Genomic DNA, 16,075 nt, shown 5'->3' on the forward strand with positions numbered 1-16,075 from the left:
GGAGGAGCGCACGATGATTCGACACCTACTGCATATTAATTTCGACGGCAAGCGTGGTTTGCAGGAGCAGGTGCGTGAGTCGCTGATCGACGCCATTCTGAGCGGCATTTTTCCGCTTGATGCGCCGCTGCCCTCCTGCCGGGCATTAGCCGCGCAGCTCAACGTCTCTCGCAATACCACGGCGCTGGTCTTCGAGGGGCTGGTCAACGAAGGCTACCTGATCAGCCGTCCGCGCAGCGGCTACTATCTGCATCCGGACTACCATACGCCACAGCCCGCTGCAGCGACGCGGGGGCCAGCGTCACCTGCACCGGAATGTATAAAAAACGCACCATGCTGGGGCGAAAGGTTAAAAATGCAGCCCAGCCAGCAGGAGTCGATCCTCAAACCCGCCGGCTGGATGCACTATCGCTACCCCTTTATTTACGGCCAGCCCGACACCCACCGCTTCCCGCTCACCACGTGGCGCGCGGCGGCGAACTGGCTGCACGGTGGCGTACGCGACCCGGCCTGGGTGGTCGATCATATCGATCAGGACGTGCCGATGCTGATTGAGCAGATCCGCACCCGCGTACTGCCCAAGCGCGGCATCGTTGCGGCACCGGATGAGATCCTGATTACCCTCGGATCGCAAAATGCGCTCTACCTACTGACCCGACTGCTGATGTCTCGCCAGACGCGGGTGGCGGTAGAGAATCCCGGCTTTCGCGAAGCGATCAATACTTTTTTACTCAGCGACACCGCGATTGTGCCGCATGCGGTAGATGAAGAGGGGCTGGTGCTCGGCGACGCGCCCTGTGATTACTACTACGTGACGCCTGGCCATCAGGTGCCGACGGGGGTGACGATGAGCCAAGCCCGCCGCACGCAGCTGCTGGCACACGCTGCCTGCCACGACGCGGTGATTATTGAAGACGACTATGACTCGGAGAGTAACTTTATGCAGAACCCGCTGCCGGCGCTGAAGGCCAGCGATCGCAGCGGGCGGGTGATCTACGTCAGCAGCCTGTCGAAGGCGCTCTCCCCTGGCCTGCGGCTGGGGTTTATGGTGGCCGATCCGGATCTGATCGACGAAGCCCGCGCCCTCAGGCGTCTGATGTACCGCCATCCACCGGCCAATATCCAGTATCAGATGGCGCACTTTCTCGCCCAGGGCTACTACGAAACCCATCTGCGCCGCTACCACGACGACTCCGCCCGTCGTTGGGAGATGCTGGCCGCCGCGCTACGCACCTCACTGCCGGAGTGCACGCTGATGGTCGGAAGCGAGCACGCCAACGCCTTTTGGCTACGAACCCCGCCGTCGGTGAATACCCAGCAGCTGACGTGGCGAGCGGCCCACGCGGGGGTGCTGATTGAGCCGGGCGCCCGCCATTTCCTTGACGCCGCGCCGCCGGAGAACTTCTTTCGCATGGGCTTTCACGCTATCAATCCGGATGCCATCGCGCCAGGCGTCGAGGTGCTACAGAGACAGCTGCATCAACTGTAATTGTCTGATAAATAGCCTGTTGCCCGGCTGCCGCCTCGGTTGGGGCCAAACTCGCTCTATACTGAATAAAAACAGACTACAGCGAGTTTACCTATGCCCCTACCCGACTTTCATCGATCTGACGCCTTTACCCTGGGTATCGAACTGGAGCTGCAGGTGGTTAACCCGCCGGGATACGACCTCAGCCAGGACTCCTCCACGCTGATTGACGCCGTTAAGGCCGAAGTCAAAGGGGGCGAGGTGAAGCACGACATCACCGAAAGCATGCTGGAGATCGCCACTGGCGTCTGCGGAGATATCCACCAGGCCGCCGGACAGTTCTCTGCCATGCAGCAGACCATCCTGCGCGCCGCCAGCGAACACCATCTGCAAATTTGCGGCGGCGGCACGCACCCGTTCCAGACCTGGCAGCGTCAGGAGGTGTGCGATGACGAGCGCTATGCGCGCACGCTGGAGATGTTTGGCTATCTGGTGCAGCAGGCGACGGTGTTCGGCCAGCACGTTCACGTGGGCTGCCCGAGCGGTGACGATGCCATCTATCTGATGCACGGCCTGTCGCGCTTCGTGCCCCACTTTATTGCCCTTGGCGCCGCCTCGCCCTACATCCAGGGCACCGACACCCGCTTCGCCACGTCGCGGCTCAATATCTTCTCCGCGTTTCCGGATAACGGTCACGCCCCTTGGGTCAGCAACTGGTCGGAATTTGAGGGTCTGTTCCGCCGCCTGAGCTACACCAGCATGATTGACAGCATCAAAGATCTGCACTGGGATATTCGCCCCAGCCCGCACTTTGGTACGGTTGAGGTGCGAGTGGTGGATACCCCGCTGACCCTCGGCCATGCGGTGAACATTGCCGGGTTCATCCAGGCGATCTCCCACTGGCTGCTGGCCGAGCGACCGTTCAAGATGCAGGAGCGCGACTATCTGCTCTACAAGTTCAACCGCTTCCAGGCCTGCCGCTACGGCTTTGCCGGGGTGCTGACCGACGTGCATACCGGTGAACAGGTCACCATCGGCGAGGATATTCAGCGCCTGCTGGACAAAATTGCCCCCTACGCCGACAAGCTGAACGGCAGCAGCGCCCTGGAAGCGCTGGCCCAGTTTGTACGGCGTGGTAAAAGTGAGGACCAGCTGATGCGCGATTTCGTAGCCGACGGCGGCTCGCTGATTGGGCTGGTGCAGAAACACGCAGAGATCTGGGCGGCCAATTAGGCCGCTTGCTGTTGCGCCCCTATAGCAAATGGCTGACAATATCGTTTTAACTGACGATTAACATCACCATGACGCACCCGTTTGAATCCCTGATGACGGCCGCAGGTATCTTACTGCTGGCCTTCCTCTCCTGCCTGCTGCTGCCTGTGCCCTCCCCAGGCGGCGCGCTGACGCAGCAGCTCATCGCCACCTTTCATCTGGTTGATGCCAGCCAGCTCTATACCCTGCTGTTTTGCGCCTGGTTCCTGCTGCTCGGGACCATCGAGTACTACGTGCTGCGCTTTATCTGGCGGCGCTGGTTTTCACTGAACCACTCGTCCCGTTAAGTCTCGCAGGCCATAGACCAACGCCTCGGTCCAGGCGGCATAGTCGTGGCCGCTTGACCAGGGATGAAAGCTGACGCGGTAACCTTTCTCGTTCAGCATTCGGGCAAACTCCAGGCTGTCGCGGTAGATCCCGCCCCCTTTACCTTGCGTCTCAAAACGTCCGGCCTCTACCCAGAAGCGCACCGGGTAGCGCGGCGACTGCTGGTACTGACGCGCCAGCCAGCCAGGGGCTTCGCCTTTCGGCGACCACCAGTAGGAGCCGGAGAGGCTCAGCACGTTGCCAAACAGGCGCGGGTAGCGCAGCGCCACCCAGGAGGAGGCCAGCCCGCCGTAGCTTGCCCCACCGACCACCGTTTTATTGCGCGTTAGCGCCACGCCGCGCTGGCGCAGCCACGGCACGAGTTCGTGAGCCATAAAGTCGGCGAAGGCCGGATTAGGCGGCAGCTCCCTGCCGCGCCGCGCCGCATCGAGGCTGTCAACAAACACCACGTTAACCGGCGGTAGCGCGTGGCGAGCGATCAGCGCATCCAGCACGCTGGCGGTGTGGTAATCCCCCTGCCAGGTTTTGCCATCAAACAGGATCAGCGTCCAGCGTGCGGGCTGAGCCGTGCGCGGCCGGTAGAGGGTTATCTCCCGGCTGTTGTTCAGCCGCTCGCTGTGCAGCCGATGGCGGGTCAGCGTGCCGTGGCGCACCGGCTGGGCCATCGCTGCGTTGCTGAAGTAGCGGGCCGGGGTAAGATCGAGCAGCGAAGCGCGTTTCCAGCGATCGCTGTGCGGTTCGCTGAGGGAGTGTGGATTGAGGGGATCGGCCTGGGCGCTTACCAGAATGGCGCGACGCTGCGGCACGGCGGTCCCGGCAAGCTGAGGCACGTCCGGTGCCAGCTTATACTGCATCACCGTATCGTTCGGCACCACGTAGCTGCGGAACCAGACGTCGGAGTGGCCCAGCCGGAAGAGCGGATCGTGATCGCCTCCCGGTGAACCGAGAATAAAGACGTTGCTGCGCGCACCGCGCCACAGGAAGGTGACGCGCTTGTGGCTGGCGTCCACCGGCTCGATCAGCGGGGTTCCTGCCAGCTGGCGCGCCTGCCAGAAGGTCTCGCTGGAGCCTCCGGCAGCAAGCTGGGCCGCCAGCCGCTGTAGTGCCGGGCTGACCGGCTCCAGCACCTGGGTTCGACGCAGCGGCGTCGCCTCGTGCATCTGCCAGCTAAAACGCCAGCGCATCCCCTCCTCCCCGTGCAGCACCAGCGACGAAGGCTGCTGCACCGGGAGGGCGAAGAGCAGCGACTGCTCGCCGTCGGGTGGGCCATCCTCCAGCAGCGTGCGCAGGCGACGGTTATTACCATCCAGCAGGCGGGCATCGGTCACGCCATAGAGGGTGGCCGCCACATAGTTCTCCTCTAAACGCGGCAGCTGAAAACAGACCTCGCCGCTGGCATCGAATTTCCCCTGCTGCTCACCCTGCATCGCTGGCGCATGACAGGTCGCCGCCAGCGCGGGTAATGCACTCAGGCCTATCAATAAACCGCCTACCGCCATCTTCATTATTCGCGTTTCCCTACCAAAATTTGCCAATAACGCTAATACAAATGGTAATAATTTGCAATATCATTCAGCGCGTTAATGATAGCGCCCCTGCTCTGCTGGCAGGGCTCTCAAACAGGCAAGGGAACAGATAAAAATGCTTAAAAATAATAAGATAATGCAGACGTGGTTACTGAGTTTGGCGGCTGCCGGGGCGGCAACGCCTGCGCTGGCCAACGAGGAGACGCTGGTCGTCACCACGGGCGCGGCAGAGGATCCTACCGCGCCGCTGAAAGGTATCGTGGCGACCAAAACGCTGTCGGCAACCAAAACCTCAGCCGAGCTCGTGAAGACGCCGCAGTCGGTGTCGGTGATCACCCGCGATCAGATGCAGGCCCTGGACGTTACCTCTGTCTCTCAGGCGCTGCGCTACTCGGCAGGGGTCTTTACCGAGTATCGTGGCTCCTCAAACCGTAACGATGAGGTATTCGTGCGCGGCTTCAGCTACGTGCCGAAATTCCTCGACGGCCTGAGCTTCGGGGCAACCGCCTCGTCGCAAACCGGCACCGTCGATCCCTGGCTGCTGGAGCGCGTCGAGCTGGTGCGCGGCCCCGCCTCGGTGCTCTTCGGTCAGGTCAACCCTGGCGGTCTGATCAGCATGACCAGCAAGCGCCCCACCAGCGAAGCGATCCATCGCGTCCAGTTCCGCACCGGCAACGATGATCTGGCGGAGGGGACATTCGATTTCGGCGGCACGCTGAGCGACGATGGCCGCCTGCTCTATCGCCTGAACGGGATCGCCCGCACCCAGCACAGCCAGGTAGAGGACTATAAAGAGGAGCGCGTGGCTATCGCCCCGGCCTTGACCTGGTACCCTAACGATCAGACGCGCTTTACGCTGCTCACCAGCTACCAGAAGGATCCGGACGCGGGCTACCGCAACTTCCTGCCCGCCTACGGTACGGTACGGAGCGCCAACGGCCAGCACATTCCGCTGGACTTCAACGTCAGCGATCCGAACTATAACCAGTCGTGGCGCGAGCAGACGATGGTAGGCTATGAGTTCGAACATCAGTTCGATGACGTCTTTACCTTCCGCCAGAATGCACGCTACGCCACCATCAAGCAGAAGTACCGCTACCTCGTCTATGCCACCAGCGCGCCGAACAGTACCCTCCTGACCCGCCGCGCGCAGCATGAGGAGCGTCAGACCGACGAGTTTGGCATCGATAACCAGCTGGAAGCGCAGTTTACGACCGCAGAGGTGAACCATACCCTGCTGGGCGGCCTGGATTACAAATCCAGCCGGGACGATCAGAGTCTGAAGCGCGGTACAGGTGCACAGTACAATCTGAACTGGCTAAATCCGGTCTACGGCATTAACGTTGACGAAAGCACCTTCAGCACCGCCTCCGATGAGCAGCAGGATCTGGACCAGATGGGTCTCTATCTGCAGGATCAGCTGAGCTGGAACAGCTGGGAGCTGCTGCTCTCTGGCCGCTACGACTGGGATGAGGTGCGCACCAGCGACTTCACCTCCGATGCTGGCAGCGTGCAGCAGAACGATAATAAGTTCACCTGGCGGACCGGGCTGCTCTACGCCTTTGATTTTGGTCTCTCGCCCTATATCAGCTACAGCACTTCGTTTGAGCCAAACCTGCAAACCAACCGTGCGCCCGGCCTGGCCCCGTTCAAACCCACCACCGGCAAGCAGACCGAGGTGGGCGTGAAGTATCAGCCGGTGGAGAGCACCCTGATGACGCTGGCGGTCTACGATCTCAAGCAGAGCAACGTCCCGACCTATAACAGCTCGCTGGGCTGGTTTGAAAACGCCGGGGAAGTGCGATCGAAAGGCGTTGAGACGGAGATCCACTCTACCCTGTTTGATAGCCTGAACCTGATTGGCTCTTACACCTACACCGATGCCGAGACCGCCAGTACCACCGTGGCAGGCACCCAGGGGAAAACTCCGGCGCGGATCCCAACCCATATGGCCTCGGCCTTTGTCAGCTACACGCTGCCGTCCGGCCCGCTTAAAAGCCTCACCGCAGGCGTCGGTATGCGCTATATCGGCACCAGCTACGGCGACGCGCGTAACACCTTCAACGTTCCGGCAGTGGATCTCTACGATGCAATGCTGAGTTACGATCTGGGGGAGGCAAGCAGCAGCCTGAAAGGCGCTACGGTGCAGCTTAACGTTAATAACGTGGCGGATACCAAATACGTGGCGTCATGCGCCAGCGACAGCGCCTGCTTCTGGGGCATCGGACGTACCGCCACCGCTACGGTTAGCTACGCCTGGTAAGATGTCATTCCGCCCGGCGGCGCAGACCTGCCGGGCCAACAGAAATCTAATGCCGCGCCTGGCCGTGGTTCTCCTTGCGGTAGGCCCCCGGCGGCTGGTTAAAGGTGCGGGTAAAAATGCGCGTAAAGGTCTGCTGCGAATCAAAGCCATACTTTACGCAGATATCAAATACCTTCTGATCGGTATCCAGCAGCTCCTGGGCGGCCAGCCGCAGCTTGCGCTCGCGAATATAGCGCCCCAAACTCTCGCCTTTATATTGCATAAACAGCCGCTGCAGATGCCATTTGGAGTAGCCCGCGTGCCGGGCAATCTCTTCTATACGCAGCGGCTGGTGCAAATTGTCGTCGATCCACTCGACAATCGTATCGATAACCTGAGCGGAAATGTTCATACGTGGTTCCTCTCTGCTCTTTAAGCGCGGAAGCTTGATTATGAGTGAGTAAGCACTCATTATAGAAAGAGGCAGAAAGTCGTCAAGATGATTTTCGATCTTTGACACAGGCCGTTGCGGAGCGGCAGATGTCATGTTTCAATCAGGGTTTAACAGCGTGTGAGGTAAAGTGTAGTGGCTCGTCCGAAGAGTGAAGATAAAAAACAGGCGTTACTGGAAGCGGCAACCGAGGCGTTTGCCCAGTCAGGTATCACCGCATCCACCGCCCTGATAGCCCGTAATGCGGGCGTTGCGGAAGGCACGCTTTTTCGCTACTTCGCCACTAAAGACGATCTGCTCAATGCAGTGTATCTCGCGCTGAAAACCGACCTTTGCCACGCCATGCTCGACGGCCTCGATCGCTCCGTCAGCGAAGCCAAGGCGCTGACCTGCTATATCTGGAACAGCTATATCGACTGGGGCATTCTGCACCCCGTCGGCCACCGTGCGATCCGCCAGCTGGCGGTATCGGGGAAAATCACCTGCGCCACCCAGCAAAATGTCGATGAGCTCTTCCCGGATCTCCATACCCTTTGCCGTCGCTCGGTACTGCCGATTTTCCTGACCGAGGCCTTTCACGCCTTTGGCGATGCGCTGTTTCTCTCTCTTGCCGAAACCACCATCGAGTTCGCCAGCCGCGAGCCGGAGAAGGCTGACGATTTCAAAGCCCACGGCTTCGAAGCGATGTGGCGCGCCCTGGCAGACAGCAGCGACAGCTAAAGCGCACGTTTTTCACTTACTCTTTTTTCGCTGAATCTGTACGCTACAGCGCAGCCCAACTCATCCCAAAAATTTATCAGGAGTATTTATGGATATCGTTTCCATTGCCTTGCAGCGCTACTCAACCAAGGCTTTTGACGCCAGCAAAAAACTGACTGCCGACGAAGCGGAGAAGATCAAAACGCTGCTGCGCTATAGCCCGTCGAGCACCAACTCGCAGCCGTGGCACTTTATCGTTGCCAGCAGCGAAGAGGGCAAAGCGCGAGTGGCAAAATCCGCAGCAGGCGGCTACTCGTTCAACGAACGTAAAATGCTGGATGCCTCCCACGTCGTGGTGTTCTGCGCGAAAACCACGATGGACGACAGCTGGCTGGAGAAGGTCGTGGATCAGGAAGATGCCGACGGCCGCTTTGCCACGCCAGAAGCCAAAGCCGCTAACCACAAGGGCCGCACCTTCTTTGCCGACCTGCACCGTAAGGATCGCCAGGATGATCATGAGTGGATGGCGCGTCAGGTCTACCTGAACGTCGGTAACTTCCTGCTGGGCGTGGGGGCAATGGGCCTTGATGCGGTGCCGATCGAAGGTTTTGACGCCGACGTGCTGGACGCCGAATTTGGCCTGAAAGAGAGAGGCTTCACCAGCCTGGTGGTCGTCCCGGTCGGCCACCACAGCGTAGAAGATTTCAACAAAGCGCTGCCAAAATCCCGCCTGCCAGAAGAGACCGTGGTAACTGAGATCTGATCAGATTTCAGCCTACTACCCGGCGGCGCTGCGCTTGCACGGGCCTACAGTTTTGTATTTTTTGTAGGCTGGGCAAGCGCAGCGCCGCCCGGCATAAATAAAAACGTCACGTTACAACCTTGCCAGCACCTGCTCGCCCGCTTCATCGACCGGTAGATAGACCAGCAGACGCGAACCGTTACGCGGCGCGGAGTACCAGTACATCTGCTGAAGCTGGAATTCGCCTAAATCAGGATGACGGAAGGTTTTAATCTGGTTCTCGACGCCGCGCACCTCATAGCGCTGATGCCAGAGCGCCTCAAACTCCTCGGAGGCAGCGAAAAAGCGCGCCAGCTTGTTCTCCCACGCCGCTTCCCCCCGGTGCTCCGCCATCGCCGCGCGGAAATAGGAGACGAAGGTGGGCAGCACGTCCCGGTTTGCCAGGCGGCTACGCCAGCCCGGATGGGTCAGATAGAGGTAGATACAGTTGCGATCGTCTTCCGGTAGCGTGGCAAAATCGACGCCCATCAGCCGACAGAAGGCATCATTCCACGCCACGATATCAAAATTGGGTTTCTGAATGCTGGCCGGCTGCGGCAGCAGGCTGTCCAGCATCCGCCGCGTGCCGGGGCTGATCCCCTCGCAGGGCAAGATGTTTGCTGACTCCACCGGCGGCAAGCCCGCCAGCAGAAACAGATGCCGCGTCTCCAGCGGGCTGCACTGCAACGCATCGGCCACCGCCTGCATGACCACGGCCGAAGGATTGACCTCCCTGCCCTGCTCAAGCCAGGTATACCAGGTTACGCCGACGTCAGCCAGCATCGCCACCTCTTCCCGACGCAGGCCCGGCGTACGCCGCCGTCCGCTGCGTGGAAGGCCCAGCCGCTGCGGATCCAGACTCTCCCGTCGCGCCCGCAGAAAAGCGCCCAGCTGTTTACGGCGATCGTCCTGGCGTATCTGCGCGGCATCCAGCTCGCTGTGGCTCATCAGGCTCATGGTCTCTCCTACACATCTTCAGCATGGTAGTGTCAGTACCAGTATAATCAGGAACTGGTACCCGTTTATTCAATCAGCGATGCTACGTCCATTCGCTGAATGACGCAATGGAGCTACCATGAAAACGTCACCTGTTTCACCCGGCTGTGCGGGCCTGGTCCTGCTGCTAACCGGTCAGATGCTGCCCCTGATCGACACCTCGATCACCAACGTCGCCCTCGACGCGATCACCGCATCGCTGCACGCCAGCGCCACCCAGCTGGAGCTGATTGTTGCCCTGTACGGCGTGGCTTTTGCCGTCTGCCTGGCGATGGGCAGCAAGCTGGGCGATAACTATGGCCGCCGCCGTCTGTTTATGTGGGGCGTGGCGGTGTTTAGCGTCGCCTCTCTGCTGTGCGGCATGGCAAACTCGATTACCGCCCTGCTGGCAGCCCGCACATTGCAGGGCGCGGGAGCGGCGCTGATTGTTCCGCAGATCCTCGCGACCCTGCACGTCACCCTCAAAGGCACGGCCCACGCGCGGGCGATCAGCCTCTACGGCGGCATCGGTGGTATCGCGTTTATCGTCGGGCAGATGTGCGGCGGCTGGCTGGTGTCGGCAGATATTGCCGGGCTGGGCTGGCGTAACGCCTTTTTCATCAACGTGCCGATTGGCCTGCTGGTGCTGGTGTTGAGCCGTCGCTACGTGCCGGAGACCCGCCGAGATGAACACTCGCCTGTCGACTGGCAGGGTACCTTTATCCTCGCCCTGATCCTCTGCTGCCTGCTGTTTCCGATGGCGCTGGGGCCGGAGCTGCACTGGCCCTGGTCGATGCGGCTGATGCTGCTGGCGACGCTTCCGCTGCTGGTGTGGATGCGGGCGAGCGCGCTGGGCAAGCAACGGCGCGGTGAACATCCGCTGCTGCCGCCGCGCCTTTTGCAGCTCGCCAGCATTCGCTTCGGCATGGTGATCGCCCTGCTGTTCTTTAGCGCATGGTCCGGGTTTATGTTCTGCATGGCGCTGACCATGCAGTCCGGTCTGGGAATGGCGCCCTGGCAGTCGGGGAACAGCTTTATTGCCCTCGGCGTGGCCTATTTTCTCTCGGCGATGTATGCCCCGAAGCTGATTGCCCGCCACAGCATGGGACGGATCCTGCTCTCTGGCCTGGCGGTACAGATCGGCGGCCTGCTGCTGCTGATGCAGACCTTCCACTACTATGGGCAGGCTACCACGGCCCTGGCGCTGGTGCCGTCCACCGCGCTGATTGGCTACGGCCAGGCGCTGATCGTCAACTGCTTCTATCGGGTGGGAATGCGTGATATCACCGCTAACGATGCCGGGGCGGGCAGCGCCCTGCTCAGTACCCTGCAGCAGGCGACGCTGGGTCTGGGTCCTGCGGTGTTTGGTTCGCTGCTGTTAGTGCTAATGCGTCACCAGCATGGCAGCTATCCTCAGGCGATGATCGGCTTCCTCGCCGTTGAGGCGGTAATGATGCTGCTGCTGGCGGCGCTTGCCATTGGCCTGCGCCACCATCTGAACCGCAGTCCGGCCATCGCGACGTCGTGATCTCAGGCGCTGGCGCGTTCGATAAAGCGCCAGTCCATCATCACCCGCTCCGCCGGGGTATCAGGATTGTCGATTTTGTTGAGCAGGAGCGCTACGGCTTTACGGCCAATCTGCAGGGAGGGTTGCGCCACGGTGCTAAGCTGGGGCGAGACCATCTCGGCCAGCGGCGTGCCGTCAAAGCCGACCACGGCGATGTCGTCCGGCATAGTGAGGCCCGCCTGAGCTATCGCCAGCAGCGCGCCTGCCGCCAGGGTATCGGAGACGGCAAACACCGCATCCGGACGCTCATCGGCCCGCAGCAGCGTCTCCATCGCCGCTCGGCCTGCATCAAAGCTCAGCTCGCTGGCGTACTCCACCGCTCTCCAGCCGTGGCCGTTCTCCTCCAGCACGCTGTTATAGCCCCGCTCACGCAGACGGGCGTATTTATAGCTGAGATCGTGGTTAATCAGCGCAATACGCTGGCGGCCGCGGTTAATCAGATGCTGGATCACGTACTGGGAGGCGTCAATATCGTTAATCCCGACGCAGGAGACGCTTCCCTCATCGGCATACTCGGCGCACTGTACCCAGGGGGCCTGGCCAATCATGGTCGTCAGCTCCGGCAGCTTGGAGAAGGCGTCCATAGTGATAATGCCATCGACAATTTTTCCTGATAGCAGGGTCAGCGCCGATCGGGAGCGCGCCATGTCCGAGCCGGTATTGCACAGCAGAATGCGATAGCCGTTCTTCTCCGCCTCCTCTTCAATGCCCTTGACCACCTCGGCACAGAACGGGTTAGCGATATTCGACACCAGCACAAGGATCATATTGCTGCGGGCAGTGCGAAGCTGGCGGGCCAGCAGGTTAGGCTGGTAGTTGCTCTCTTCAATCGCCGCCAGCACGCGCTCGCGGTTTTGCGGCTTCACGGTCCCGCTGTGGTTGATGACCCGGGAGACCGTCGCCACTGACACTCCTGCCAGGCGGGCGATTTTTTGAATTGACATAACGACGACACATCCTGCGGTTAACGCTTATTACAGCAGGCTACCATAAAACCGCTGCCCGGCGAACCGGCAGCGATCTAGCGTGCCACCCGTACCCAGCGCTGCTGCTGATGACTTTTTATAATGGCATCAATGATAAACATCACGTCAGCGCCATCATAAAAAGAGGCAAACGAACAGGCGCTGGCCTCCGGCATCGTTTCGGCCCGCACCGCCTGGTAGAAGTTTGCCATCATGTTCTTAAAGGCGTCGGGCCAGCCCTCGATATGCCCGCCGGGAAAGTGCGCGCTGCCAGCAACGTCGGGCGTCATCAGCCCCGGATCGTCGGTGAGGATCTCGTTGGGGCGCTGACGATGGCCAATCCACAGCTGCTGGGGGATCTCCTGGTCCCAGCCCAGCGAACAGCGGCTGCCGTTAATCTCAAAGCTGAGGCGGTTTTTGCGTCCCGCGCTCACCTGCGAGACGCTAAAGCAGCCTTTGCTGCCGTCGGCGAAGCGCACCAGCACCGAGCCGCCATCCTCGGTGGTGACCGGGCGATCCTCATACTGCGCCTCGCCATCATCAGCGCTGAAGGTCGCCCCGCCGTCCAGCCGCGCTTTGCGGGTCGGCCAGACAATCGCCAGATCGGCCATCACCTCGACAATTCTTTGCCCGGTGACAAACTGCAGCGTATCGCACCAGTGCGAGCCGATATCGGCCACCGCCCGCGACGCGCCGCCCAGCGCGGCATCCACCCGCCAGTTATAGTCCGTCTCCAGCAGCATCCAGTCCTGAAGGTAGCTGCCGTAGACCGAGAAGAGCCGCCCGAGCCTGCCGTGGCGTTGCAGGCTTGCCGCCTGCTGAACCATAGCAAACTGGCGATAGACAAAGCTGACGCCGTGCACCACGCCCATCTGCTCTGCCAGCGCTACCAGCTCCGTGGCCTCCTCCGGCGTCATACAGAGCGGCTTCTCCGAAAAAACGTGCTTACCGGCGCGTAAAATCCGTCGGTTAATGTCGGCATGAAGATGATTAGGAGTGCAGTTATGCACCACATCAATATCGGGATGGGCCAGCAGGGCGTCGATGTCACCAAAGGCAAAGGGCACGTTGAGCGCGGCGGCCTTCTGCTGCGCTGATTCAAGAGAGCGATCGCAGAGGGCCACCACCTGTACATCCCCCAGACGACGCAAAGCTTCAATGTGCGCCGGACCAATAAACCCGCTGCCAATAATGCCTACGCCGATCATAACGCATCTCCTAATCCCAGCATGGCCCGCACGCTGGCCCGGTCGCTGCTGCCCGCCGCGAAATCATCAAAGGCCCGGTCAGCCACTGGGATAATGTGGCGGCGGATAAATTCGCTGCCCTCTCGTGCGCCGGCGTCGCCCTGCTTCAGGCAGCACTCCCACTCCAGTACCGCCCAGCCGTCGTAGCCATACTGCGTCAGCTTGCTAAAGATCGCCCCGAAGTCTATCTGCCCATCCCCCGGCGAGCGAAAACGCCCGGCACGATCGATCCACTGCTGATAGCCGCCGTAGACACCGCTGCGCCCGTTTATACGGAACTCCGCATCCTTAACGTGGAAGGCTTTAATGCGGGAGTGGTAGATATCGATAAAGGCCAGATAATCTATCTGCTGGAGCAGAAGATGGCTGGGATCGTAGAGAATGTTGCAGCGGGGATGGTTATCCACCGCGGCAAGGAAGCGCTCGAAGGTCACGCCGTCGTGGAGATCTTCGCCCGGATGGATCTCAAAGCAGAGATCGACCCCGTAGCGATCGAAACGATCCAGGATGGGCCGCCAGCGGCGAGCCAGCTCGGCAAAGGCTTCATCGAGCAGCAGGGCGTTGTGCGGCGGCCACGGGTAGAACCAGGGCCACGCCAGCGCCCCGGAGAAGGTGGCGTGGGTGCGCAGGCCCAGCCTTTGTGAAGCCACGGCGGCCTGGGTCAATTTCTCCACCGCCCATGCCTGGCGCGCGGTGGGGTTGCCCCGCAGATGCTCGGGTGCAAAGTTATCGAAGGCGGCATCATAAGCCGGATGCACGGCCACCAGCTGGCCCTCAAGATGCGTTGACAGCTCGCTGATGACCAGCCCGTAAGTTGCCAACGTGCCAGCGATCTCATCGCAGTAGGTCTGGCTCAGCGCGGCCAGCTCCAGGTCGAAAATATGCCGATGGTTGCAGGGAATTTGCAGCGCCTTGTAGCCCAGCCGCGCTGCCCACTCCGCCAATCCCTCCAGGGTATTAAAGGGTGCCTCTTCTCCGATAAACTGCGACAGAAAAATCCCCGGTCCCTGAACTGTTTTCATACTATCCTCCACAATTAAGCCCGCTCGTTGTCGTCATATTTGAATGTAAAAAGGAAAACCAGTGCGATGACGGCAGCGGCGACGGCCGGGATCCACCAGAAGGTGACCCACGCCTGGGGTACAGCCTGCCCGGCGACCAGCCGGTTATAGAGTGCCCCGGAGATCTGCGAGCCGAGCAGCATCCCGATGCCGTAGGTAAACATGACGATCATACTTTGCGCCTGGCCTTTCACTTTTTCCCCGGCCACGCGATCGGTATAGATAAAGCCTACGACAAAGAAGAAGTCATAGCAGACCCCGTGCAGCAAAATACCGAGATAGAGCAGGAAGCGCGTCTCCTCGCTCACGCCGAGGGCGAAAAAGGCGTAGCGTACGAACCAGGCAAACATACCGATGAGCAGCATGTACTTCACGCCGAGGCGGCGGAACAGCAGCGGGATCACCAGCATGAAGACGATCTCAGACATCTGGCCGAAGGACATCGCGGTGCTGACGTCCCCTACTCCAGCGTCAGCGAGGTACGAGGCGGTGTAGGCGTAGTAGGTGCCGAGCGGCACGGAGATGAGCATGGCGCAGAGGGAGAAGACAAAGAAGTGGCGCGTTTTTAACAGGGCAAACGCATCGGCGCAGAAGAGATCGCGTACCGCCACCGGCAGCCCTTTGGCGGGCGCAGGGGTATGCGGCAGCGTCAGGCTATAGAGCGCCAGCAGCACCGAGCAGGCCGCCGCCACCATAAAGATATTGACGCTCGCCGCGATGCCGGTAACGCCGATAAACACCCCCGCCACGATCCAGCCGATGGTGCCAAACACGCGCACCACCGGGAAGGTCTTATCGACGTTTGCCAGGCTATGGAAGGCGATGTTGTTGGTGAGCGCCAGGGTGGGCATATAGCAGAGCGTATAGCCAAAGAGCAGGCCAATCAGCAGCGCGCCGTTCTGGGCAATGAGCGCCTGAGGAACAAACCAGAGAATGGCCGCCCCGGCGAGGTGCATCACCGCCATCACCTTCTGCGAGGCGAAGAAGCGATCCACCAGCATTCCCAGCACAAAAGGCGAGAGAATCGAGGCGATCGGCCCGGCTGAAAAGGCGTCGCCAATCAGCAGGGCCATGTTGTGCTGGGTCATGACGAGGCCCAGCGTGACGGACCAGCTCCCCCAGATAAAGAACTGGAGGAACATCATCAGGGACAATCTTGGCACGAGCAGGCGATGATGTACCTGCCCTTTTCCGCTACTTTCGGTTGTTGACACCATTTTATCGCCTCACCTGTAAAAAGTAATCGATTACAAAACGCGGTTACTAGAAAAGTAATCGATTACAAAACAGTTTGCCTGCGGGTTAGATGAGATCTGGGAGAGGGGTCACGATAAATAGTATCCAGAATGCCGGGTGGCGCTGTCGCTTACCCAGCCTACAAAGGCAGTTGGGCACCCTGTAGGCCCGGCAAGCGGAGCGCCGCCGGGCAATAGCAGAACGCCGGGTGGCGCTGTCGCTTACCCAGCCTACAAAGGCAGTTGGGCACCCTGTAGG

14 protein-coding genes are annotated in these 16,075 nt (G+C 60.5%); 7 read left to right on the forward strand and 7 right to left on the reverse strand.

Annotated elements, in window-relative coordinates; translation table 11 throughout:
• The first annotated feature begins 13 nt into the window (after positions 1-13).
• From RTX96_RS11685 to RTX96_RS11695, 3 genes are all read left to right on the forward strand, one after another.
• Positions 14-1,489 (forward strand): PLP-dependent aminotransferase family protein, encoded by a 1,476-nt coding sequence (locus RTX96_RS11685; RefSeq protein ID WP_312671069.1) that lies wholly within the window; start codon positions 14-16, stop codon positions 1,487-1,489.
• Positions 1,490-1,582: 93 nt separating this feature from the next.
• Entirely contained in the window at positions 1,583-2,701 is a 1,119-nt protein-coding gene (locus RTX96_RS11690; RefSeq protein WP_312671071.1) for a YbdK family carboxylate-amine ligase, read from the forward strand.
• Positions 2,702-2,769: 68 nt separating this feature from the next.
• The gene (locus RTX96_RS11695; RefSeq protein ID WP_103821437.1) at positions 2,770-3,027 is read left to right on the forward strand and encodes a DUF1158 domain-containing protein; all 258 of its coding nucleotides are present in this window, start codon (positions 2,770-2,772) and stop codon (positions 3,025-3,027) included.
• Here the strand turns inward: RTX96_RS11695 and RTX96_RS11700 are convergent.
• Positions 3,004-4,572, reverse strand: coding sequence for an alpha/beta hydrolase-fold protein (locus tag RTX96_RS11700; RefSeq protein ID WP_312671073.1), 1,569 nt, complete (start codon positions 4,570-4,572; stop codon positions 3,004-3,006). The two genes, RTX96_RS11695 and RTX96_RS11700, sit on opposite strands and share 24 nt — an antisense overlap.
• Before the next feature lie 136 nt (positions 4,573-4,708).
• Between RTX96_RS11700 and RTX96_RS11705 the strand changes: the two genes are divergently transcribed.
• Complete coding sequence (locus tag RTX96_RS11705; RefSeq protein ID WP_312671074.1) at positions 4,709-6,856, forward strand: TonB-dependent siderophore receptor; 2,148 nt, start codon at positions 4,709-4,711, stop codon at positions 6,854-6,856.
• Positions 6,857-6,902: 46 nt separating this feature from the next.
• On the opposite strand, the gene RTX96_RS11710 is transcribed toward RTX96_RS11705, so the two are convergent.
• Positions 6,903-7,247, reverse strand: coding sequence for a RamA family antibiotic efflux transcriptional regulator (locus RTX96_RS11710; protein ID WP_103821440.1), 345 nt, complete (start codon positions 7,245-7,247; stop codon positions 6,903-6,905).
• A 174-nt stretch (positions 7,248-7,421) separates the two neighbouring features.
• On the opposite strand from RTX96_RS11710, the gene RTX96_RS11715 reads away from it, so the two are divergent.
• Together RTX96_RS11715 and nfsB are read left to right on the forward strand one after the other, a co-directional pair.
• Positions 7,422-8,006 (forward strand): TetR/AcrR family transcriptional regulator, encoded by a 585-nt coding sequence (locus tag RTX96_RS11715; protein WP_103821441.1) that lies wholly within the window; start codon positions 7,422-7,424, stop codon positions 8,004-8,006.
• A gap of 88 nt (positions 8,007-8,094) precedes the next feature.
• Complete coding sequence (gene nfsB / locus RTX96_RS11720) at positions 8,095-8,748, forward strand: oxygen-insensitive NAD(P)H nitroreductase (RefSeq protein ID WP_312671077.1); 654 nt, start codon at positions 8,095-8,097, stop codon at positions 8,746-8,748.
• Positions 8,749-8,859: 111 nt separating this feature from the next.
• On the opposite strand, the gene RTX96_RS11725 is transcribed toward nfsB, so the two are convergent.
• Complete coding sequence (locus tag RTX96_RS11725; protein ID WP_103821553.1) at positions 8,860-9,714, reverse strand: helix-turn-helix transcriptional regulator; 855 nt, start codon at positions 9,712-9,714, stop codon at positions 8,860-8,862.
• Positions 9,715-9,841: 127 nt separating this feature from the next.
• Between RTX96_RS11725 and RTX96_RS11730 the strand changes: the two genes are divergently transcribed.
• A complete protein-coding gene (locus RTX96_RS11730) occupies positions 9,842-11,269 on the forward strand; it encodes an MFS transporter (RefSeq protein ID WP_103821443.1) in 1,428 nt (475 codons plus the stop codon).
• 2 nt (positions 11,270-11,271) lie between these two features.
• Here RTX96_RS11730 and RTX96_RS11735 read toward each other — a convergent pair whose 3' ends face one another.
• From RTX96_RS11735 to RTX96_RS11750, 4 genes are all read right to left on the reverse strand, one after another.
• On the reverse strand, positions 11,272-12,252 hold the full coding sequence (locus RTX96_RS11735) for a LacI family DNA-binding transcriptional regulator (protein WP_103821444.1): 981 nt from the start codon (positions 12,250-12,252) through the stop codon (positions 11,272-11,274).
• 77 nt (positions 12,253-12,329) lie between these two features.
• Complete coding sequence (locus tag RTX96_RS11740; protein ID WP_312671079.1) at positions 12,330-13,481, reverse strand: Gfo/Idh/MocA family oxidoreductase; 1,152 nt, start codon at positions 13,479-13,481, stop codon at positions 12,330-12,332.
• Positions 13,478-14,542 carry a sugar phosphate isomerase/epimerase gene (locus tag RTX96_RS11745; protein ID WP_312671081.1) on the reverse strand — a complete coding sequence of 355 codons (1,065 nt, stop codon included), beginning with the start codon at positions 14,540-14,542 and terminating at the stop codon, positions 13,478-13,480. Before RTX96_RS11745 ends, RTX96_RS11740 begins: the two co-directional genes overlap by 4 nt.
• Before the next feature lie 14 nt (positions 14,543-14,556).
• Positions 14,557-15,798, reverse strand: coding sequence for an MFS transporter (locus tag RTX96_RS11750; RefSeq protein ID WP_103821447.1), 1,242 nt, complete (start codon positions 15,796-15,798; stop codon positions 14,557-14,559).
• Between the last annotated feature and the right edge of the window lie 277 nt (positions 15,799-16,075).

Origin of the sequence: Pseudescherichia sp., assembly GCF_032052675.1 — a bacterium.
In the GTDB taxonomy this organism is placed as follows: Bacteria; Pseudomonadota; Gammaproteobacteria; order Enterobacterales; family Enterobacteriaceae; genus Pseudescherichia.